The 23,355-nt window shown below is 43.1% G+C and carries 11 protein-coding genes; all 11 read left to right on the top strand.

The genetic code is table 11. The annotated features are described in order from the left end of the window. Window positions 1–81 precede the first annotated feature (81 nt). The 11 genes from FRX45_RS08320 (at window position 82) to FRX45_RS08370 (ending at window position 23,098) form a co-directional block, all read left to right on the top strand. Window positions 82–2,811 (top strand): glucosidase family protein, encoded by a 2,730-nt coding sequence (locus FRX45_RS08320; RefSeq protein WP_152267934.1) that lies wholly within the window; start codon window positions 82–84, stop codon window positions 2,809–2,811. A gap of 145 nt (window positions 2,812–2,956) precedes the next feature. Further along, a complete protein-coding gene (locus tag FRX45_RS08325) occupies window positions 2,957–3,487 on the top strand; it encodes a gluconate 2-dehydrogenase subunit 3 family protein (protein ID WP_193311629.1) in 531 nt (176 codons plus the stop codon). A gap of 18 nt (window positions 3,488–3,505) precedes the next feature. Further along, window positions 3,506–5,221, top strand: a complete 1,716-nt coding sequence (locus FRX45_RS08330; protein ID WP_152267936.1) for a GMC oxidoreductase — start codon at window positions 3,506–3,508, stop codon at window positions 5,219–5,221. A gap of 197 nt (window positions 5,222–5,418) precedes the next feature. Beyond that, window positions 5,419–8,952: a PVC-type heme-binding CxxCH protein gene (locus FRX45_RS08335; RefSeq protein ID WP_152267937.1), complete on the top strand. Its 3,534-nt coding sequence runs from the start codon at window positions 5,419–5,421 to the stop codon at window positions 8,950–8,952. Window positions 8,953–9,173: 221 nt separating this feature from the next. After that, window positions 9,174–10,361, top strand: a complete 1,188-nt coding sequence (locus FRX45_RS08340; RefSeq protein WP_152267938.1) for an FG-GAP repeat domain-containing protein — start codon at window positions 9,174–9,176, stop codon at window positions 10,359–10,361. Window positions 10,362–10,709: 348 nt separating this feature from the next. Next, window positions 10,710–11,570 carry a sugar phosphate isomerase/epimerase family protein gene (locus tag FRX45_RS08345; RefSeq protein WP_152267939.1) on the top strand — a complete coding sequence of 287 codons (861 nt, stop codon included), beginning with the start codon at window positions 10,710–10,712 and terminating at the stop codon, window positions 11,568–11,570. Between the two features lie 166 nt (window positions 11,571–11,736). After that, on the top strand, window positions 11,737–13,098 hold the full coding sequence (locus FRX45_RS08350) for a sulfatase family protein (protein ID WP_152267940.1): 1,362 nt from the start codon (window positions 11,737–11,739) through the stop codon (window positions 13,096–13,098). Between the two features lie 166 nt (window positions 13,099–13,264). Further along, window positions 13,265–15,022 carry an alpha-L-rhamnosidase-related protein gene (locus FRX45_RS08355; RefSeq protein WP_152267941.1) on the top strand — a complete coding sequence of 586 codons (1,758 nt, stop codon included), beginning with the start codon at window positions 13,265–13,267 and terminating at the stop codon, window positions 15,020–15,022. 83 nt (window positions 15,023–15,105) lie between these two features. Next, a complete protein-coding gene (locus FRX45_RS08360; protein WP_152267942.1) occupies window positions 15,106–17,979 on the top strand; it encodes an alpha-L-rhamnosidase in 2,874 nt (957 codons plus the stop codon). A 478-nt stretch (window positions 17,980–18,457) separates the two neighbouring features. Next, entirely contained in the window at window positions 18,458–21,550 is a 3,093-nt protein-coding gene (locus tag FRX45_RS08365) for a SusC/RagA family TonB-linked outer membrane protein (RefSeq protein ID WP_152267943.1), read from the top strand. 39 nt (window positions 21,551–21,589) lie between these two features. Then, complete coding sequence (locus FRX45_RS08370; RefSeq protein ID WP_152267944.1) at window positions 21,590–23,098, top strand: RagB/SusD family nutrient uptake outer membrane protein; 1,509 nt, start codon at window positions 21,590–21,592, stop codon at window positions 23,096–23,098. Window positions 23,099–23,355: the final 257 nt, after the last annotated feature.

The following is a 23,355-nucleotide window of genomic DNA, read 5'->3' on the forward strand; positions in this document are numbered from 1 at the left end:
CATAACCTTCGGAAAGGACACCTGTTTTATATATAGTTTGATAACGATTGGAATATTAGATTTGTAAATAACCATTTAGCCATGGATGAATTATGTAAGAGAACTTCTATTGCCATGATTGCTGCGCTGTGCATATTGTTTGCTGTTTCTGCTCAGGCATTGGGGCAGCAACAAATACAGTGGAAAGATACTGTTGAGGTGGAATGGGAAAAAGCACCAACATCAGGAACGATTGAAGTGCTTAATGGACGGGTTGAGAAAATAACCATACTAAAAGGCAAAGGAAAAATAAAAGGAACCCATTTTCAATTTGCTTCATCAGGTAGTGCGCGTATTGCCATTAATCTGGACAGTATTCAAAATAATCCGGGCCCGGGCGCTACGCTTCTTACTGTTCAAACCGGGAAACGGCCATTTTCTTTTTTTACGAGAGATGTAAGCACAGCGTTTCCGGTATACATCCCCATATACGGCGTGGTGGTACTACCGGGTAAGGATAACCGGTCTTATACAACCATAAAAGATCATATTGCATCGCTGAAGCATCACACAAAACTCGGAAAAATACAGCTTGAACCGGAAGCCTCCTTTGCTTCCGCAGAACATTTTGTTCGCCGGCAGTATGTGCCCACCTGGCTAGGCATCAGCAGGGATTTCCGAATTTTTCAGCTTACAGAAAGTATGCCCGGTATGCCGCGGGAAGCCAGCATCATTACCCCTAAGTATGCAGCCAGCAATGTTAACCTGCCCGAAACAAAGAATAATGCTTCAGCCTATTTGTTTGTAACAGGGCGTGGCCAGGGTGTAGAACTCAGTACAAAGCGCTGGCTGGATGATGGAGTGTTGCCTGTTTTACATTCTGTTACTAAGGATGAAGATGTACAATACCATTCCATTTCATTTGTTGCGCTGGAAAAATCTTCACTTGCGGAACAAGGCCCACGCGGTACTGACTTTCTTGTTGCCGATAATTACAGCCATGGACATATGTTTACAAAGCAACAGGAGGGAGTATTAAAACATAAACTGCAAAAAGCCTTTGATACGCGCGAGGAAACGGTTTTTTATTTCAGGTCTGTTGCAGAAAACAAAGGTAGTGCTCCGGTGTATGCATGGTTTAAAACAGCACGACCGGGCAGTGGATGGTATGAGCAATATCCGTACACTTATGATAGCGCAACCGGTCTTTCAACCTATGCGCCGGATAAAGTTTTTTGCATTTCAACCCTAAACGGGAAACCATTGCCCAATGAAGAAATAGCTATTTTATTAAAGCCTGGCGAAAAAGCCGTGTTCGAATTTTTTCTTCCGCATACACCTGTTTCCTATACACGTGCCATAGCGCTGTCGAAACAATCGTTTGACGAAAAATGGAATGATTGTAAATCCTTTTGGAAAGCGAAGCTTAAAAGCGGGGCACAAATCCATTTACCCGAGCAGCGTATTGAAAACATGTTGCAGGCGGGACTGCTTCATTTGGATTTGATCACTTACGGAACAGAACCAGATAGCACACTGGCTCCTTCTATTGGCGTATATTCTCCCATTGGTACAGAAAGCGCTCCGATCATCCAGTTCTATGCTTCAATGGGCTGGCATGATATAGCCAAACGATCCTTACAATATTTCCTTGATAAGCAGCACGATGATGGTATGATCCAGAATTTTGGCGGATACATGGTAGAAACCGGCGCGGCATTATGGAGTATGGGCGAATATTATCGCTATACAAATGATAAAGCATGGGTAGAAAAGATAAAACCGCAATTGCTTAAATCATGCGATTTTTTGCTGGCATGGCGAAACCGGAATAAAAAGGAAAATCTGCGCGGCAAAGGTTATGGTATGATTGATGGAAAAGTAGCCGATCCTGAAGACCAGTTTCACCAATTTATGCTTAATGGATACGCTTACCTTGGTTGTATACGTGTTGCCGAAATGCTTGCTGGTACAGACGATGTGCAGGCAGAACGTATAAAAAAAGAAGCGGAAGCCTGGAGGGCAGATATACGCGAATCTTTTTTTAATTCAATGGCGCATTCGCCCGTGATTCCCATGGGTAACGGAAACTGGTTGCCTACTGTGGCGCCCTGGCCCGAAATGACAGGCCCCAGGGCTTTGTACATTAAACCGGAAAACTTTTTCTCTCATGCCACATTTACTACCGCCGATGCATTATTGGGTCCCTTATACCTCGTGTTTTGCGAAGTGCTGGATGTTAACGAACCCGCATCAGCCATACTACTGAATTACCACAGTGAAATGTTCTACCAGCATAATGTTGCATTTAGTCAGCCCTATTACAGCCGCCATAACTGGATGCAGGTAAAACTCGGCATGGTAAAACCTTTTTTGCAAACTTATTATAATGCTTTTGCTGCGCTTGCCGACAGGGAAACATTTACCTTTTGGGAACATTTTTACCATGTAAGTGTGCATAAAACCCATGAAGAAGCCTGGTTTTTAATGGAAACGAGGTGGATGCTGTATATGGAGGAAGGCTCTACGCTACATCTGTTGCGTACTATACCCCGCAACTGGATGGAGGATGGTAAAATCATCGAACTTAAAAATGTTTCCTCCTATTACGGGCCCTTAAATGTGAAAGTTAATTCCGCTGTAAGTAAAGGATATATAGAAGCTGCTGTTGAATGTAAAACAGGCAGGGGCCTGAAGTCGGTAAATATTCGCTTACCTCATCCCGATGGTAAAAAACCAATCAAAATAACAGGGGGTGTATATAATGAAGAAACGGAAACAGTAAGTATCCCTTCCTTTAATGGCACTGCCTATGTTAAGCTGGAATACTGAGCAGGACATTTAAAAAATAGGTTTCGTTAGTAAATATTTTTTTATCTTAACCCGTAATTAATGGTGCATTGATAGCGTATAGTAATAGGATGCCACGCCGGCATCATTGATATAAGCATTCATGATCAAAGAAAAATTGCCTTTAATGAAACGACGTTCAGCCATAAAAAACCTCATGATCTTTGCGGGAGGGATATACCTTCTCCCATCCTGCGCAGGAAACGGCAAATCGTCCATTGAACTTAAGAACCTTGACATACTGGTAGGTGAAGAAGCCTTGTTGGGGGAAGTTGCCGAAGCAATGATCCCCAAAACGGCTGATGCCCCCGGGGCCAGGGACCTTAACCTGCACTTGTTTACTTTAAAAATGGTAGATGATTGTCATAATGCCGAAGATCAAAAAGCTTTTAAAGCAGGACTTGCTTCTCTGAATAAAATCTCGCTGGAAAAAAACAACAAACCCTTTAACCAGTTAGACGCTATTACCAGAATTCAGTTTATTGAAAGTACCCTGAAGGATACTACCGATAATCCCGCGCTTCGTACTTTTTTTGAGATCACCAAACAAAGAGTGATACAGGGGTTCATCAATTCAAAATATGTAATGACAGACCTGAAGCAATATGAAATGGTTCCGGGAAGATATAACGGATATTTTCCCGTAGGTAAGGGTTAATAAAACGCAATAAAAATTATGCCTCAGTTAAATACAGACAGCATTAAAGAACGCACATTCGATGCGATTGTAATTGGCTCGGGGATCAGTGGTGGCTGGTCGGCAAAAGAACTTACTGAAAAAGGATTGAAAACATTGCTGCTCGAACGTGGCAGGGATGTAAAGCATATCAAAGATTACCCTACCACCAATATGCTTCCTTACGAGTTTGAGCACAGGAACGAAGTGCCGCTGGCGATAAAGGAGAAGTCGCCTATCGTTAGCAAGTGTTATGCTTTCAGGGAAGATGCCATGCATTTTTTTGTTAAGGATGACGAACATCCCTACATACAGGAAAAACCATTCGACTGGATACGGGGTTACCAGGTAGGCGGAAAATCGTTACTATGGGCCCGTCATACACAGCGCTGGAGTGATTTTGATTTTGAAGGCCCGGCACGGGATGGCTTTGCGGTGGATTGGCCGATTCGTTATAAAGACATTGCTCCCTGGTACAGCTATGTGGAAAAATTTGCAGGCATAGCGGGTAATAAAGACGGCTTAAAAGAATTGCCTGATGGTGAGTTCCTTCCTGCTTTTCAACTTAATGCAGTAGAGGATTATTTTAAAGAACAGGTAGCGCTTAAATATAAAAACCGTCATTTGATCAGTGCACGGCTGGCACATTTGTCTCAACCGCAGCCTGTTCACCTGGAACAGGGCCGGGGGCAGTGCCAGAACCGAACCCTGTGCCAGCGCGGATGCCCGTTTGGCGGATATTTCAGCAGCAATGCTTCTACTATTCCCTGGGCGCAAAAAACAGGTAATCTAACACTGCGCCCTTTTTCTGTAGTGCATTCCATCATATACGATGAAAAGAAAGGAAGGGCAACCGGTGTTAAAGTAATTGATACCAATACAAAGGAAGAGATAGAATATTTTTCCAGGATCATTTTTGTAAATGCATCTGCCATCAATACCAATCTTATTTTGCTCAATTCAAAATCAAGCCGTTTTCCAAACGGATTGGGTAACGATAGCGGTGTATTGGGAAAGTATGTAGCCTTTCACCACTATGGTGGTAACGTGAGCGGCAGGTATGAAGGCCCGTTAGATAAATTCACAACGGATGGGCGTAGTCCGGGAAGTGGCTATATCCCCCGCTTTAGAAATGTATACAAACAGGAAACAGATTTCCTCCGTGGCTATGCAGCAGGGTTTAGCGCGGGACGTGGATTTTACAGCGATACATCTGCAATAGGTGAAACATTAAAAGATAATTTGCTGAACCGGAAACTCGGTTCATGGCATGTGGGTTCGCACATGATGGGCGAAACCATTCCTAAAGAACAAAGCTTTATAAAGCTGGATGCAGATAAAAAAGATGACTGGGGCGTTCCGTTATTAAAAATTTCAGTAGACTTTGATGATAATGATGCAAAGATGCTGAATGATTATTTTGAGCAGGTTAGTGAAATGTTTACAGCCGCAGGATTTAAAGACGTAAAAACCAGAAAACGCCCCGGCGCGCCGGGCCTGGATATTCATGAAATGGGTGGTGTTCGCATGGGGCATGATCCCGGAACATCCATGCTTAATAAATGGCATCAGTTGCACGCATGTAAAAATGTATTTGTAACCGATGGCGCCTGCATGACTTCAACTTCTACTCAAAATCCATCACTCACGTATATGGCTTTTTCTGCAAGGGCGGCCAATTTTGCGGTGGACGAAATGAAGAAAGGGAATATGTAGAAAAGTGGTAAGTGATAAGTAGTGAGTATTAATTAGTAAATGCTGTAGCTCATTGCTGAGACCTGACTGCCATACTACTCTTTATAAAAGGTAAGTGCAGGATGCTCATGTAAAATAAACTGCCTATTTTACATTTATTTCTATAATATGATATTTTCAATATCCATGGTATAATTTTTTAAACGATTGTATTCAATATGCGCCAATATCTTTTTACCATCTCCTGCATTTTTCTTTTGTATAGTTGTCTTTTGTCCTGCGATCAGTCTTCTGGTACAAAACCAGGTGAGCGCGACGAGAAAAAATTTTCCGAACATGTTCGAAGTACAGCATTTCAAACGCCTGAACAGGAACGTGCCGGGTTTATATTGCCGGAAGGTTTTGAAATAACACTCTTTGCTTCTGAGCCCGATATCACTAAACCTATGAATATTGCTTTTGACGACCAGGGAAGGCTATGGGTTACACAATCATCAGAATACCCGATGGCGGCAGGTTCCGGCAGAGGCGGAGACCGCATCAGCATACTGGAAGATACAGACGGGGATGGAAAGGCGGATAAATTCAGTCATTTTGAAGACACCTTGAATATCCCTATCGGCATATTGCCCGTAAGCGATGGCGCCATTGCTTACAGCATTCCCAATGTATACCGGTTTACCGATACCAATAAGGATGGCAAAGCCGATAAGCAAAAAGTGTTATTGGGCCCCTTTGGTTTTAAAGATACCCATGGTATGGTAAATAATTTCATCCGCGGGTTCGATGGATGGATTCATTCTTCCCATGGTTTTACCAACACATCTACCATAGCCGGGGCGGATGGCGATTCCATTACTATGACATCGGGTAATACCTTTCGGTTTAAGCCCGATGGGAGCCGCGTGGAGCAAACTACTTTTGGAAGGGTGAACCCCTTTGGTTATAGTTACGATGAATGGGGTTACCTGTACTCTTTAGATTGTCATACCAAACCCATCTACCAGCTCATCCCCGGTGGCGATTATCCCCATTTTGGCAAGATTGCCCCTGCCGGCATAGGGTTTGCCCCTGAAATGACCAGCTATGAGCTGGGCTCTACTGCGCTTGCCGGGCTGGACTATTATACCGGCGAACAATTTCCCGAAGCATACAGGAACAGTTTTTTTTCGGGTGATGTGGTAACCTGCAAGGTTAACCGCAATACCATGACGTTTAACGGATCTACGCCTATTGCTAAACGTGAGGAGGATTTCTTGGTGAGTAACGATCCCTGGTTTCGACCGGTTGATGTAAAAACAGGACCGGATGGCGCATTGTATATAGCCGATTTTTATAACCGTATTATAGGCCATTATGAAGTGCCTTTAAACCATCCGGGCAGGGACAGGATAAGCGGGCGTATATGGAAAATTACATACAAAGGCAGTGACGCGCATAAGGATGCGGAGGTTAAAGACTGGTCGAAAGCCGGCCTGGAAGAACTGTTAACTGGTTTGCAAAGTACACAGTTAACTACCCGCTTTGCGCTTGCCAACCGTATTGCAGATGTATGGAAAGAAAAAGCTGTTGAACCTGTAAAGAAGCTACTTACTGCTGCATCATCACAAAAAGCATATATACAGGCATTATGGATACTGAATCGTTTAAATGCATTACCCGGTGAGCAGCTTAATGAAGCGCTGCACCACAAGGATCCGGTAATAAAAGTACATGCGCTAAGGATACTCACAGAGATGAATACCCTAAGCCCTTCGTACCATGATATGGCTGTAGAGGCGATGACTGATCAAAACCCTCATGTGCGGCGTATTGCGGCCGGTGTGCTCACCAAATTTACCAATGCTGAAAATATTGCGCCGTTGCTGAACCTGTATAGTAAGTCTGATGAAAACGATTCGCATCTAAGGTATACAGCGCTGCTGGCCATTCGCAATAACCTGAGAGATAATAAGGAAATAAAAAAAGCATTGGGCATGCAGTGGGATGAGCAGCAGTTGGCTATCCTGTGCAAAGTAATGCTGGATGTACCTTCGGCTGAGGCGGCAGATTTTGTTTTGAACTATATGAAAAACCATGAAATGCCGCGGCAGCAGCTTATTCACAGCTTTGAATACGCCGGCCGTTATCTTCCTTCTTCCAGGGTAGATGATGCCATTGCGCTGATCAGGCAGCGTTTTGAAAAAGATAAGGATGTGCAGTTTATGCTGTACAATACTATACGACAGGGTATAGCACAAAAGGGAGCGAGGCCTTCGCAGCAGATGCAGCAATGGGGTATCGGGCTAACCAAATATTTTCTTGAAAACATTTCCGAAGCCGGTGATATCTGGAAAAGCCGCCCGCTCGACAGCACCGGTGAACCTGCGGATCCATGGAGGGTGTCTGATGAGTTTTTAACAAATGTGGCTCCGGCCTTCCGTATCATCTTCAGCGAGGCGCATGGTTATAATCCAATGGCAGTACTATATTCGGTTCCGTTTACATTGCCTGCCACCCTGCATATGAATGTTTTTGATAACGATATACACAATAGTGATACCAAAAAGGGTACATCAAAAAATGTTGTTCGCATACGCCTGCAGGGTAATAATGAAGTGGTAGCTGAATACAGGATGGAGCAGAAGGAAACCATGGAATTTAAAGATCTCATCAAAGAAAAAGTGCCTTTTGATCTTTCGGATTGGCAGGGAAAATTGGGCTATATAGAAGTTGTTGACAGTACAAAAACGGGTTCCATTGGTATAGGCAAGCTGGAACCGGCGGTTGTGCCCATTCCTGACCAGGGAACAGATGAAATTAATGAACGTCGCATACAGGCGGCCGAAATTGCCGGCGAATATAAAGTAGCTGCACTACAGCCTGCTTTGCAAAAAATAGTGGCATCCGAATGGTTGAATTATAAAGTTCGTGCAGCAGCGGCCAATGCGCTCATGAATATTGCTCCCGGTAATAATACAGCATTGATCGGGAAGCTGTTCAATGATAAAACAGCATTGCCCGCACTTCGGCAAAAAATGGCCGCGGCACTGGCACAGGTTCCTTCCGCCGCTGTTTACAACACATTGCAGAGGGGATTGACCGGGAGCAGCTTTTCAGTACAAACGGCTGTTGTTTCCAATCTCTCTGCTTCACAGGAGGGCATCAATTACATATTAGATGCCTTTAAAGCAAAGCAGTTTAACCCGGCTGTGTTAACAGAGCCATCCGTGCGTGAAAGGCTGGCTGCCAATATTACACCGGCTCAGCAAAAGCAATTGGATGCGCTTTGGGGCAGTAATAAAACCGATGCGGAAGAAAGACAAAAATTGATTGAAGCCCGGATAGCCGGCGTTGGTATTTCTACTGCCACTGCCGAAGCCGGAAAAAATATTTTTATCCAGAACTGCAGTATGTGCCACCAGGTAAAGAGTGAAGGAGGTTTGGTAGGGCCGCAGTTAGATGGAATAGGCAACTGGGGTCTTAAGGCGCTTACTGAAAAAATCCTTGATCCCAACCGGAATATATCGCAGGCTTTTCGTACCTATAACATTACCTTGAAGAATGGAAAGCTGCTGAGTGGATTATACCGGAGAACGGAAGGTGAAGTAATGGTGTATGCCGACCCATCGGGCAAAGAATTTTCTGTAGCTAAAAATGATATTAAAGAAAATAAACCATCGCAATACACTTTAATGCCCGATCAGTTCAGGAATACCATTAAAGAAGAAGATTTTTATGCGCTGTTGAAATATTTGTTGAGTGTGAAGTGAGTGAATGGTCAATGGTGAGAAGAGAGAAGTGAGGAGATGTGAAGAGTGGATGGTCAATAGGCAATGGTGAGATGTGAGAAGTGAAGAATTGTCAATAGTGGGGTTTCGTTTCAAGTTTATCGTTTCACGAGATGAAAGGTGATAGGAGAAACGTGTGAATGGTGAATAGGGAATGGGTATCTGTATGTTTCGTAAATTTATAAATGTTTAAAATAGAAATTATGATAGCAGAGGTGCGTAAAATATTATTAAGCGGTTTAGTATTGGGCTTAATGGCTGCTGGCTGTACTGCGCAGGGCAAGCAAAAAAAATCCCGGGCGGTTGCATTCAGCAAGCAGGTGTTAACCAAAGATTTCGTTAGCGAAGGTGCAGCAATCGGAGACGTGAACAAGGATGGCAAAACAGATGTGATAGCCGGCGCTTTCTGGTTTGAAGCACCGGACTGGAAGAAACATGAAATAGCAGAACCGGAAAAATATGTGGTGGGAGTGGGTTACAGTAATTCGTTTTTGAATTTCAGCATGGATGTAAACCAGGACGGATGGATTGACCAGGTGCGGATTGACTGGCCGGGTAAAACCGCTGTATGGCATGAAAATCCACAAAACAAACCAGGCCACTGGCCCATGCATATTATTCATGCATCGGTAGGTAATGAGGCCCCGTTGTTTGTTGACGTAGACGGAGATGGCAGGAAAGATATATTGTGCAATGATCCTGAAAAGAAACAGATCATCTGGCTGCAATCGCCACAAAAAAAGGGTGACACCGCCTGGGCACTTACGGTGATAGATGGTAAGGAAGGGATACCCGGCACGCATATGTATACGCATGGCTTGGGTTATGATGATATAAACGGAGATGGAAAAAAAGATGTGCTGATCAGCAAAGGATGGTGGGAAGGCCCTTCAGATGCCAAACAACCCAATTGGACATTTCACCCGGCAGAACTGAGTGAAGATTGCGCGCAAATGTATGTGATGGATTTAAATAGAGACCGGTTAGCAGATATTTTGAGCTCTTCCGCCCACAATTACGGTATATGGTGGCATGAGCAGCAAAAAGATGCAGGTGGCAACATCACGTTTAAGCATCATCACATTGACTCCAGCTTTTCACAAAGCCACAGTTTGGCGTTGGCGGATGTTAATGGTGATGGTCATCCGGACCTGGTTACCGGTAAACGGTATTTTGCGCACAATGGCGGAGATCCCGGCGCACATGAGCCTGCCGTATTGTACTGGTTTGAATATAAACCGGGTAAAATGCCTGCCTGGGTAAAACATGAAGTGGACAATGATTCCGGTTCGGGTTTGAATCTTGTTGTAGAAGATATTAATGGCGACAAACTGCCCGATATTATCGTGTCAAACAAAAAAGGCGTGCATGTTTTTTTGCAGAAAAAGTAAAGAGGTCCAAAGGCAGATGCATTTCAAGGCTGTAGTTTTATCAGGTTATCCGAATTAAGGCCAGCAATAACGTCCTGCTGCAGAAACCACAGTAGTACAAAAGCTTTAATCAGGGAACCATACCGAAAACGGGGTGTAATCGTTTTCGGGCGCCTTTTTTTTTTCTTTTTTGGACGAGCAAAAAAGAAAAAAAAGAAGAAAAAGCAGATTTCACTCTCCTGTAAGAATTAATACGAGGCGTAAATACTTTCATTTTTTATTGTATGAAAAAAATTGAAATGTGTACTTGCAAAGCAGTCTGTCCTTCTTATATTTACAACTAACATTCACTAATTAAATATTTGATTCATGAGATTTGGTATCAACACGTTTTTATTTACCTCTCCTTTTACCACAGAAAGCATTTCATTATTTCCCCAGTTTAAAAAATGGGGATTTGATTCCGTTGAAATTGCCCTGGAAGATGCATCACATATTGATCCGGTTACTGTGAAAAAGGCATTGGATGATAACGGGCTGGTTTGCGGTTCCATTTGCGCCGCTATGGGCGGAGGACGTGATCTGCGGGGTACTGCCGAAGAACAGAAAGGGTCGCTGGACTATTTGAAAGCGGTAATTGACCTGTCTCCGGCATTGGGTCATCCTACGTTAATTGGTCCTTTATATTCTGCAGTAGGCAGGGCAGAGCTAGTGGCGCCTGATGACTATAAAAAGCAATGGGATACCGTTGTAAAACATTTGCGTGGGCTGGCGGCACATGCAGGCAAGCTCAATGTAAAGCTGGCTATTGAGCCGCTTAACCGCTTTGAAACGGATTTCATCAATACCTGCGACCAGGCATTGAAAATGGTGAATGATGTTAATGAAGGTTCACTGTTTGTGCATTTGGATTCCTTTCATATGAACATTGAAGAAAAAGATTCGGCAAAGGCGATATTGAAAGCGGGTAATAAGCTGGGGCATTTTCACGCCTGCGGCAGCGACAGGGGCACACCCGGCAATGATCACATTAACTGGACAGGAATATTCGACGCCTTAAAGCAGGTGGGTTATGATGGTGATGTAGTAATTGAATCCTTTACTCCCGCCATTGAAATCATCGCCAGGGCTGCATGCATCTGGAGAGAGATGGAACCTTCGAGGGAGGGCATAGCCATTGATGGTGTGAAGTTTTTAAAGAAGCAATATGAAGCTACGGTTGCTTCCTGATATATTGATATATCTGTTTGGAGCCGAATATTTACCGGAAGGCAGCTGGGCTAAAGTTTCAACTGTCTTCCGATCATAATAAGATATCGTGGTAAGTATATGTGCATATCGTTATCTTTTTTCTTGCATATCGTTTTATGACCAATGTTCATAGTTATACCTGTTATTGTTTCTGTTTATCTGCCTTGCAGGTAAAGCACAAAGAAATACAGATGTTGCATCAACTTCCCGTCCCAATATTATTTTTATTCTTACTGATGATCAGCGCCTTGATGCCTTAGGCGCTACAGGCAATACAATTATCCATACACCCAATATAGATAAGATAGCCCGCAAAGGAATTCTGTTCAGCAATGCGTATGTAACAACTTCCATTTGTTGTGTAAGCCGAGCCAGTATCCTTAGCGGGCAATACATGCTCCGGCATAAGATAGAGGATTTCGCCACTCCTTTCACCGATGAGGCTTTACAGCAAACCTATCCTTTATTGCTACGAAAAGCTGGTTATACAACAGGCTTTATTGGCAAATTCGGTATAGGAACGAAAGATCCTTCTCCTGCTCTTTTTGATTACTGGGCTTGTTCAAAAGAGATGGATCACCAGTATCATCTTTCCAATACTAAAAGCGAAAAGGTACACAATACAGATAGCATAAGCAATGCCATCTTACAATTTCTCGGACAGCATGGCACGCAAACCCCATTCTGTTTGTCGGTAAGTTTTAAAGCGCCGCACGAATTAGATGGAAGTCCTCCCACATATCCCGTGCAGGAAAAATTTAAAACGTTGTATGTAAATGATAATATTCCTGAACCACTCACGGCCGATCCGGCATATTGGAACAATTTTCCGGATTTTTTCAGAACGGATAAAAATATTGCAAGGATAAGGTGGAAACCACTTTTCTCCACGCCTGAGCTGTATCAGCAAACGGTAAAAAACTACTACCGCATGATCACCGGTGTAGATGAGGCGATGGGTAAGATGATGGAAAAATTGCAGCAATTGGGAATAGCCGGTAATACTGTTATTGTATATATGAGTGACAACGGTTTTTCATTAGGAGAACATGGTTTAGAGGGAAAATGGTATCCGTATGAAGAATCTGTTCGTGTACCGCTTATTATATTTGATCCGCGGCGTGCGCCGGCTCAAAATGGGAAAATAGCCAGGCAAATGGCACTGAATATTGATATTGCACCTACCCTGTTATCACTGGCCGGGGTAGCTACACCCGGACGAATGCAGGGACAGGATCTTTTTGCATTAACAGATAATAAGATTCCTGAAAGAAAAGATTTTTTCTACAAGCATACATTCGCCGGAACACCAGCCTTGCCGCAATCCGAAGCGGTGATCAGCAAATCCATGAAATACATTATTTATACAGAGCATCATTACGAAGAACTGTATGATCTTTCCCGCGACCCGTACGAAACCACCAACCTCGCAGGAAATGGAAAATATAAAAAGCAAATGGCGTATTTTAGAAAACGCCTTGAAACCTTGAAGCGGAATGCGCTCTGATTCAGCAAAATGATTTGAATACGTCTACCCGCAAACTTCTGAATATATAATCTTTTTCAGGAAGGTACAGGATGAAATTATGCTGTATCGCAATTACCTTCAGCGCTGAAGGGAACGACTGCTATTGTTATTCCCGCACATCAGAAAACTGATGAAACACTTACAAATGAAAAAAAGATTTTTATCCGCATTGCTCCTTTGCGCTATAGCTTGCGGAACAACATATGCACAGTTGCCTCCTGTATTTAACCAAACCCGGCAGGCACAATCCACCGAAACTGTAACCCGGTATCTGTCGCCGGTTAAAATTTTATGGCAAACAGAAAATGCATCCGCAAATATTAAAAATGAACAGCGACTGTTGAAACCCGGGAATGGCCAGGCCGATCTTGCCAATAAAGACATGTGTGTGCTTAAAAGTGATGCAAAAATAAAACCCGCCTTATTGTTTGACTTTGGAAGAGAATTGCACGGCGGGTTGCAAATAGTAACCGGCATGTATCCGGGTAATAAACCCGTTAAACTGAGGGTTCGTTTTGGAGAATCGGCCAGCGAAGCAATGAGCGATATTGAGCCCAAACAAAATGCCACAAATGATCATGCTATGCGCGATATGATCGTGGAAGTTCCCTGGTTGGGTAAACTGGAAGTGGGCAATACAGGATTTCGTTTTGTACGCATTGACCTGCTCGATGAAAATGTAGAATTGCAGTTAAAAGAAGTGCGTGCCATTTTTGTATTCAGGGATATTCCTTACCTCGGATCATTCAACAGCAGCGATACTTTGCTGAATAAAATATGGATGACAGGCGCTTATACCGTGCACCTGAATATGCAGGATTATTTGTGGGATGGCATCAAACGCGACAGGCTGGTTTGGGTTGGCGATATGCATCCCGAAACCTCTACCATCAGCGCAGTTTTTGGCAATAACGAAGTAGTGCCCAAGAGTCTTGATCTTTCGCGCGATATAACCCCGCTGCCCGGTTGGATGAATAGTATCAGCACCTATTCTATGTGGTGGATCATTATTCACCGCGACTGGTATTATCATAACGGCGATTTAAAATACCTGCAGCAGCAAAAAGATTACCTGGTAAAGCTGCTGGCTTACATCATTACAAAAATTGATAAAGATGGCAAAGAACAATTGGATGGTACCCGGTTTTTAGACTGGCCTTCGAGCGAAAATAAAAAAGGCGTGGATGCAGGTTTACAGGCCATGATGGTATGGTCATTAACAGCCGGGGCAGAACTGTGCAAAATCTTAAACGAACCGGTAACGGAAAAAAATTGCGAAGCTGCTGTTGCCCGTTTAAAAAAATATGTTCCCGATCATAATCGTTCCAAACAAGGGGCAGCGCTTATGGCGCTTACGGATTTGATGCCGGCTGCAAAAGCCAATAAGGACGTGCTGGCGGTAAACGGCGCGCACAATTTTTCTACTTTTTATGGATACTATATGTTGCAGGCTAAAGCAAAAGCGGGAGATTACCAGGGCGCTTTAGACGCCATCAGGGAATATTGGGGCGCTATGCTGAATCTTGGCGCAACCTCGTTCTGGGAGGACTTTAACTTAGATTGGTTGCCCAATGCATCCCGTATTGATGAATTGCCAAAACCCGGACAAAAAGATATTCATGGCGACTACGGCGCCTATTGTTATATCGGCTTCAGGCATAGCTTAAGTCATGGCTGGGCAAGTGGCCCAACACCGTGGCTAACCGAACACGTGCTGGGCATTAAGGTAATGGCGCCAGGTTGTAAGGTAATAGAAATAAAACCACACCTGGGCGATCTCCGGTTTGCGGAAGGAAGTTTTCCCACACCCTATGGTTTGCTGAAAGTAAAACATGTGAAACAGGCAAATGGAAAAGTAGTTACTACAGTAGATGCGCCTAAAGGCATAAAAGTGATGCAGTAAAAGGGCATTGCACATAGTTGCGCAGGCTGATAATTGATTTTAAAATTACGTTCTAAATAAATTCATCATACTAAAGCCTAACGATGATAACATCATTATCAAGAGCTTTTCAAGCGGTTGTAAAGCTATCTTTCTTTTGTTGCCTCTTTGTGTTTACTGTTCAGGCGCAATCTGATCTGAAACCCCTGTACCTGCGGGTAGAGTATAAAACCAATGCATTTGTTGATGCAGAGCGACCCAGGTTTAGCTGGGAATTGCACTCTGCTGTTCTTAACCAGAAGCAAACAGCCCGGCAAATTCTGGTAGCTGGTTCTGTTGCTTTATTAAACAATGAGAAGGCTAATGTATGGAACTCAGGGAAGATCGCTTCCGATGCTACCAACCAGGTTGCATACGCAGGAAAACGACTTGAATATAACAAAGACTATTACTGGAAAGTACGCAGCTGGGATAAAAATGGTAAACCGGGTCCATGGAGTGATCCCGCATACTTTAGCACAGGCCTCCTGCAGCAAAGCGACTGGAAGGCAGATTGGATCGGTTATGATCTAAACGATTTATCAGTAAATAAAAAATATCATCTTCCACCTTCTCCTTATTTGCGTAAAGAAGCTGCAGTAAGCAGTACAATAAAAAAAGCAAATTTGTATGTTACCGCTTTGGGCCTATATGAGTTTTATATTAATGGCAAGCGAATTGGCGATGATTATTTTGCTCCCGGCTGGACAGATTATAATAAAAGAGTTTACTACAGCGCTTACGATGTAACTAGGGAACTGAAAAATGGTAACAATGCTTTTGGCGCTGTGCTCTCCACGGGATGGTATGCGGGATATCTGGGGTATGCCTTACTGGTAGGCAGTCCCGTTACGCATAGCTTTTACGGGAAAGTGCCCCTGCTTAAGGCGCAGGTAGAAATTGAGTATACGAATGGTAAAAAAGAAGTGATCAGTACCGATGATTCATGGAAAGCATCTGCCGGTGCTATCCTTGAAGCAGATATATTAAATGGGGAAACCTATAACGCTAATCTGGAACCTGAAGGTTGGAAAAGAACAGGCTTCAATGACGCGGGGTGGAAGCAGGTGAAAACCTACCCGGCGAAAGCTGCTTTGCCATTGCAGTTATATCCCGGTAACCCGGTTAAAATTATTAAAGAAATTACTCCTGTAAGTGTAAAAGAAAACTCCGGAAAATATGTAGTGGACATGGGACAAAATTTTTCGGGCGTGGTGAGGCTTACGGTTAAAGGCAACAAAGGTGATACCATTATTATTAAGTATGGCGAAATGCTGCATTTGGATGGAAATGTGATGACGGAAAACCTGAGGAAGGCACGTGCTACCGATACCTATATTCTAAAAGGAGATGCAAACGGAGAAACCTGGATGCCACGCTTTACCTATCACGGATTTCAATATGTGGAAATGGCAGGTGTAAGAGCAAAACTTACTGTAAAAGATATTACCGGGATTGTAATGAGTTCCGCAACGCCTGTAGTGGGAAATTTTGAAACAGATAATGCTATGCTGAACCAGTTGTATAAAAACATTGTGTGGACACAGCGATCTAACTATTTTGATATCCCTACCGATTGTCCCCAACGTGATGAGCGCTTAGGCTGGACAGGAGACGCCCAGGTCTATATCCGTTCCGCTGCATTCAACAGTGATATCGCTGCGTTTCATACCAAATGGATCACTGACCTGAACGATGCCCAGTGGCCATCGGGCGCCTATCCTGTGTATGCACCGCTGCCTGTGGACGCCAATGGCAAAGCCGCCATACGGGCAACAGATACTTTTTCGCCCGGATGGGCCGAAGCAGGTATCGTATGCCCTTACAATATTTATAAAATGTATGGCGATACCAGGATCATTGAACAGTCGTGGCCCTATATGATAAAGTATATGGCATTTCTTGAAACAGGGAGTAAAGGCAGCCATTATTTTACTGAAGGAAGTTTCGAAGATTTTAATCCCAAAGGTGGTTTTGGCGACTGGCTGTCGGTAGGCAAAAAAACACCGCCCGATATGCTCGCTACCATGTATTATAATTACTGCGCTTTGCTGATGGCCGAAATGGCAGATGCGACTGGTAATAAAAAAGACGCTGATCATTTTAAAGATGTATCTCAAAAAATTAAAAAAGCGTTTGCTTCACACTATATGGATGCTGATGGGAAATTAAAAACCAATGCTGCTGCCTATGGAGATGGGAAAGGTTATGTAGACGGGCAGTTGGGTTTTTCAGGACATACGCAAACAGCATATGCGAATGCTGTTTATTTAAAAATGCTTTCACCTGGAAACTTAATGAAAGCCGGTCAATACCTGTCAGCACTGGTACGGGGTAACAACAACCAGCTTTCGACAGGTTTCCTCGGGTTTAAACCATTGCTGCCTGCACTTTCAGCTACGGGCAACAGTGATATGGCATATGCTTTAATTCAGGATACCGCCTATCCTTCCCTTGGTTTTGAAGTAGTGAATGGAGCCACCACCATTTGGGAACGCTGGAACAGTTTTACAAAAGACAAAGGTTTTGAAAACAATGCGGGCATGAATTCTTTCAATCATTACGCATTTGGCGCGGTTTGCGAATGGATGTTTCAAAACATGGCAGGAATACAACCGCTTGATGCAGGATTTAAGACTTTTATTATCAGGCCTGAGATTGCGGATTCGGGCATTCATTATGTAAGTGCAAATTACCATTCCATTTATGGAAAGATCAGCGCATCATGGAAAAATGAAAGTAAACAACTTATACAACGGGTAAGTATTCCGGTAAATACAACTGCGCAGGTATATGTACCGGCAACTATCAACGCTATTTCATATAAAGGAAAGGCGCTTAATTCCGGTACGCATATTACTGTTATTGATAACGAGAACGGGTATACGAAATTAGCGCTGGGCTCCGGAACGTACGAATTTGTAATAACGAAGCAATGATATGAAAGTCCTGGCTACTCTGATCGCTATTATAATCATTAACCAAAATAAAGAAGAGGGTCATGCTGTGGAAAATATGATATGCACTCAATGATTCCTTGCATCCTTCAGTATGCTACAAGACAGTACGTGGAGGTACGGGACAGTTGTATAAAAGAATGTTAATATTTTCGACTAGATTATAATGAGTGGGTTTACCCATTCAGTTTGATAACCCCCAAAATTGATTGCTATGCAAAAACAAATACCATTGGAAAATGGTTTGAACACTTCTTAAAACAGGATACCTGTCTGTTTACATTGAATACCCCGGAGCAGTTTGTTCTGAAATATTAATCCTTTTTTACTCAATGTAAAAATATTGACCCGTAAAATCTGTGGAGATTTTGCTGCAGGGAAGTATTGCCCAATCTATCCCGTATAATTTAGATCCCCCCTACAAAAAAAATTGTAATTCACCTCAATTCAAAAAAGTGTTATGCAAAAAAAAACCATTACTTACATCAAATGTTTTACAACCCTGCTGGTTGTTACATTGTTTTCATTACAGGTATTTTCCCAACAGCAAACCATTACCGGAACGGTAACAGATGCAGGCTCTTCTGCAGGTTTGCCGGGCGTAACGGTTTCCGTTAAGGGAACCAATATCAGCACACAAACAAATAACGATGGGAGGTTTTCCATAAATGCCGGAGCAGGGAAAACACTTGTTTTTTCTTTTGTAGGTTACGAGGGCAAGGAAGTGGATATTAATAGCAGGAGCACTATTAATATAAGTTTGGCTGCTTCTACGAAAGGCCTGGAAGAGGTTGTAGTGGTTGGTTATGGTAACCAGATCAGGAGACAGGTAACAGGAGCCGTGCAGAATATACGCGCAGAGGAATTTAAAGACATACCTGTTTCGCAAATGACACAAAAACTGCAAGGTAAGCTGGCAGGCGTGCAAATTAATCAAACAACAGGCAAGCCCGGGCAGGGAATGTCGGTTAGAATTCGCGGACAATTATCGGTTTCTGCAGGAAGCGATCCTTTATATGTAATTGACGGATTTCCGATTACAGGCAACATTGGCGCGATTAACCCGGACGAGATAGAAACTATTTCTGTATTGAAAGATGCTGCTTCCACCTCCTTATATGGCTCAAGAGCAGCTAACGGTGTCGTTTTGATCACCACTAAAAAAGCACAGAAAGGAAGAACAAATGTGAGTTTCAATACGTTTGTGGGTTTGCAACAAGTCCCTGAAAGAGGAAGGATAAAGATGATGGATGCAGTTGAATTTGCGCAATTTAAAAAAGAATATTATGAAGATGCAGGGCAGGCTGTACCCGTGGAGTTTCAAAATCCTTCACAATACGAAGGCAAAAATAACGACTGGTATGGCGCTTTGCTGAGAAAGGCGCCTTTGCAGAGCTATAATCTTACTGTAACATCCAATACTGAAAAAACCAGTACGGCATTGGTAGCGGGAGTATATAACCAGGAAGGCGTTGTGCTCAATAACTCCTATAAAAGATATTCACTCCGCATGAACACGGATTATGCGCTGTCCGATAAAGTAAAACTCGGCTTTAATATTGCACCTTCCTACGTTTATGATAACACGCCCAGAACCGATGGAGACCGTGGTACAGGTATTTTATTTAACGCTCTGCATACCTGGCCCGTAATGCCTATTTACGATGCGAATGGCGAACTTACGCTATATAATAAGTTTCCCGGAAATACAGGCAATATCTTCGATTATCCCAACTGGGTAAGAGCAGCGGAGCAATTAACGAATGAAACAAAAGACATTAACCTGCTGGGAAATGTATATGCGCAGTATCAGCCCATTAAAGGATTGACCCTGAAATCAACCTTCAATGTTGAATACCTGGCTTCCAAGTTCTTTTTCTTCAATCCATCTACAGCAACCAGCGCCATGAACGTGCCTGTACCCACTACGGCCGTTTCCATCAGGCAGAATGTTGAAAATACTACCTGGCTGAACGAAAACCTGGCTACATACACAAGGAGTTTCAATGACCATAATTTTGAATTACTGGCAGGCTATACCAACCAGCACTTCCGCCAGGAAAATACCCGTATCCAGGCAGATACCTATACCGATGACAGGCTGCCCACCATCCAGGGTGCACTTAATATAAACAGGGGTGGCACTAATAATGGCGTGCAGGAATGGGCACTAACCTCTTATTTAGCACGACTTACTTATGATTTTAAAGGTAAATACCTGTTAACCGCCGCTGTTCGTAGTGATGGATCTTCCCGCTTTGGATCCGCCAATCGTTGGGGTACTTTCCCTTCCGCTTCCGTAGGCTGGATTATTTCTGATGAAAACTTCATGCAAAACCTGCGGCATGTATCTTTTGCCAAAATCAGGGCCAGTTATGGTGTAATTGGAAACAACAATATAGGTAATTACACACAGTATGCCCTTGTTAACAATACCGTAAATGCCGTTTTTGGCAATAATGTAGCAACAGGTGCAGTGGTAACTTCTTTGGCAAACAACAATCTGGGCTGGGAAACAACCAAACAATTTGATCTTGGATTGGACTTGTCTTTATTTAACGACAGGGTGCAGTTCATTTATGATTTTTACACGAAAAATACAACCAACTTATTGTATAGTGTGCAGGTGCCCCAGGAAGCGGGATTTAGTAATTTCAACGACAACATTGGTGAAATTAAATTCTGGGGTCACGAATTTGCGGTAACCACCAGGAATACCGTTGGCAAACTGAAATGGACTACCAACGCTAATATTTCATTTAACCGCAACAAGGTGATTGCGTTGGCTGATGGCATAGACAGGGTATATGGTAGCTTCCACATTACCCAGGTAGGTAAACCATTCGGGCAATTTTACGGACTTATAGCCCAGGGCGTGTATATGAACCAGGATGATCTGGATAAATCTCCTCAAATTCCCGGACGTTCCACCGTGGGCAGCATTAAAATTAAAGATGTAAACGGAGATGGTGTGATTACTTATGGCGGCAACGAAGATGACCGGACTATTATTGGTAATCCTTTCCCCAATTTCATTTACGGTATAACCAATACTTTGCAATACGGCAACTTTGATCTTTCAATTGTGGGATCAGGCTCAAAAGGAAATCAACTCCTTGTACGTCATTTGTATAGTACAGCCAACTTAGATGGTGTGTTCAACATGGTGGAGGAAGTAAAGTATCGTTTCAGATCGGTTGACAATCCCGGTAAAGGTTTTTATGGTACTACCGTTGGCGGAGGTACTGTTACCGGAGTAGAAAGAGACTGGATGAACAGCCGCTTTATTGCCAATGCATCCTATTTTACCATCAGGAACGTTACACTTGGTTATAACCTTGATTTTAAGAGGAGCAAAACCATCAGGTCTGCAAGGTTGTATGCGGCAATTCAGCAGTTATATACTTTTACCAATTACTGGGGCGGTCCAAATCCTGAAACCAGTGCACAGGGCAATGGCGCCGGTGATGGTGGAAACCTGAGTCAGGGGGTGGATCTTTCTAACTACCCGGTTCCGCGTACATTTACTTTAGGGATTAACCTGAATTTTTAGTTGCTGCCAAATTATTTTCTAACATTTTATTTTGTAAGAATGAAAACAAAAATCACAATAATCGCACTGTTAGTTATTGCTACAACTGGTTGTAAAAAGTTTTTAGATGTACCACCGGAAACAGCATTGAGCTCGGCTACTTTTTTTACTAAAGAAGCCGATTTTCAACAGGCGGTTAATGGCGCTTATGCACCATTGAGGACTATATTTAATGACAGGTCCTGGGTTTTGGGTGAAATGCACTCCGACAATACCTACTATCCGCGCAATATCCTGTTTGGAGCAGTAGATGCAACGGAAAACGTTGCAGATTTTGCTTTGCCAATGAGCAATGGTGTAACAACCAACGGGCATGTACTTAATCAGTATCGCCAGGATTACCAGATCATAGCCCGTACAAATCAAATTCTGGCAACTATTGATGATATAGAGTTTGATGCTACTTCAAAGAATAACTTAAAAGGACAGGCACTTTTTTTAAGAGCTTTTGCCTACTTTGAACTGGTGCGGTATTTTGGAAAGGCGCCATTGCATTTAACACCGGTTACCAATCGCCAGGAAGCAGCTTTACCATTGGCTACTGCTGATGAATTATATGCCCAGGTTGAAAGCGATGCAAAAGAAGCGGCGCAACTGCTGCCGCCAAAATCAGTTCAGGAACCGGGCAGGGTTACATCGGGTACGGCAAAAACATTGCTTGCCGATTTGTACCTGTGGCAAAAAAGATGGAGTGATGCAGAAACAGTTGCCAGGGATGTAGTAACCAGTGCGGAATATTCGCTAATCACTTCAGGCTACGAAGATGTTTTTTCTACTTCTACGGGTAATAAAAACAACAAGGAATCTGTTTTTGAAATTCAGTTTATGGAAGGGTCCGCAGGGTATAATGGCAGTTTCATCTATAACTTTTTGCCCCGGCCAATGACTTCAACAGAATTGGCGCCCATTACCGGAACTTCTAATCCTCAATCTCTTTCGGGAGAAGGAAATAATATCCCTACTCCTGATATTATTGCGGCTTATGAACCTGGCGATGAAAGAAAGGACGCTTCCATCGCTTATGTTACATTGAGTCAGAGTTTAAGAACCAATAAAGTATATCCTTACATTAAAAAATTTGCTAAACCCCATGCCTTGCATGGCAATACAGGCACTAACTGGCCGGTTTACAGGTATGCGGAAGTATTATTGTTTTTGGCTGAGGCGCTCAATGAGCAGAACAAACCGCTCGATGCAGCGCCTTATTTGAACGAGGTGCGTGATCGCGCAGGACTGGGAAGTACCACTGCCACTTCACAAACTGATATGCGCGATGCGATTTACCAGGAAAGGAGAGTAGAGTTGGCGTTTGAAAATAAACGTTGGTTCGACCTGGTTAGAACAGACAGGATACAGTCTGTAATTGTTCCTTACGGCAACAGGGTAAAAGCAAACCCACTGGATTATTATTACCCCGATGGTGCTGTTCCGCCTAATAATGCATTCACTATCCTGGATCCTTATTATGGGTTGCCTGCTGATGAGTCAGCATTGACACCAAATTTTTAATCAACATAGCCGGTTTCAAAAGGCAAAAATATTAAACACTAAAGTTCGTTTTGGGGCCGTTAACTGTAAGTCCGGTGAAAGATCATTCAAACTGATCTCACCGGGCTTTTTTTTAACTTACAGGTATAATCAACTTAAGGTAACAATGAACTGCGCAGGAGAATTGGTATGAACAATAAAGAGGTGATCTGAATAAATTGAACAATGAAAGAGATTACAATAGTATTTTGAAAGAACATTGGGAATAAGCTAAATTT

Source organism: Agriterribacter humi, assembly GCF_009192765.1.
Classification (GTDB): Bacteria; Bacteroidota; Bacteroidia; order Chitinophagales; family Chitinophagaceae; genus Agriterribacter; species Agriterribacter humi.

What these genes read in the sequence shown, in the direction of transcription:
- FRX45_RS08360 (WP_152267942.1), top strand. Translation starts at nt 15,106, where the DNA reads ATGATAACATCATTATCAAGAGCTTTTCAAGCGGTTGTAAAGCTATCT.
- FRX45_RS08320 (WP_152267934.1), top strand. Translation starts at nt 82, where the DNA reads ATGGATGAATTATGTAAGAGAACTTCTATTGCCATGATTGCTGCGCTG.
- FRX45_RS08330 (WP_152267936.1), top strand. Translation starts at nt 3,506, where the DNA reads ATGCCTCAGTTAAATACAGACAGCATTAAAGAACGCACATTCGATGCG.
- FRX45_RS08355 (WP_152267941.1), top strand. Translation starts at nt 13,265, where the DNA reads ATGAAAAAAAGATTTTTATCCGCATTGCTCCTTTGCGCTATAGCTTGC.
- FRX45_RS08365 (WP_152267943.1), top strand. Translation starts at nt 18,458, where the DNA reads ATGCAAAAAAAAACCATTACTTACATCAAATGTTTTACAACCCTGCTG.
- FRX45_RS08370 (WP_152267944.1), top strand. Translation starts at nt 21,590, where the DNA reads ATGAAAACAAAAATCACAATAATCGCACTGTTAGTTATTGCTACAACT.
- FRX45_RS08335 (WP_152267937.1), top strand. Translation starts at nt 5,419, where the DNA reads ATGCGCCAATATCTTTTTACCATCTCCTGCATTTTTCTTTTGTATAGT.
- FRX45_RS08345 (WP_152267939.1), top strand. Translation starts at nt 10,710, where the DNA reads ATGAGATTTGGTATCAACACGTTTTTATTTACCTCTCCTTTTACCACA.
- FRX45_RS08340 (WP_152267938.1), top strand. Translation starts at nt 9,174, where the DNA reads ATGATAGCAGAGGTGCGTAAAATATTATTAAGCGGTTTAGTATTGGGC.
- FRX45_RS08325 (WP_193311629.1), top strand. Translation starts at nt 2,957, where the DNA reads ATGAAACGACGTTCAGCCATAAAAAACCTCATGATCTTTGCGGGAGGG.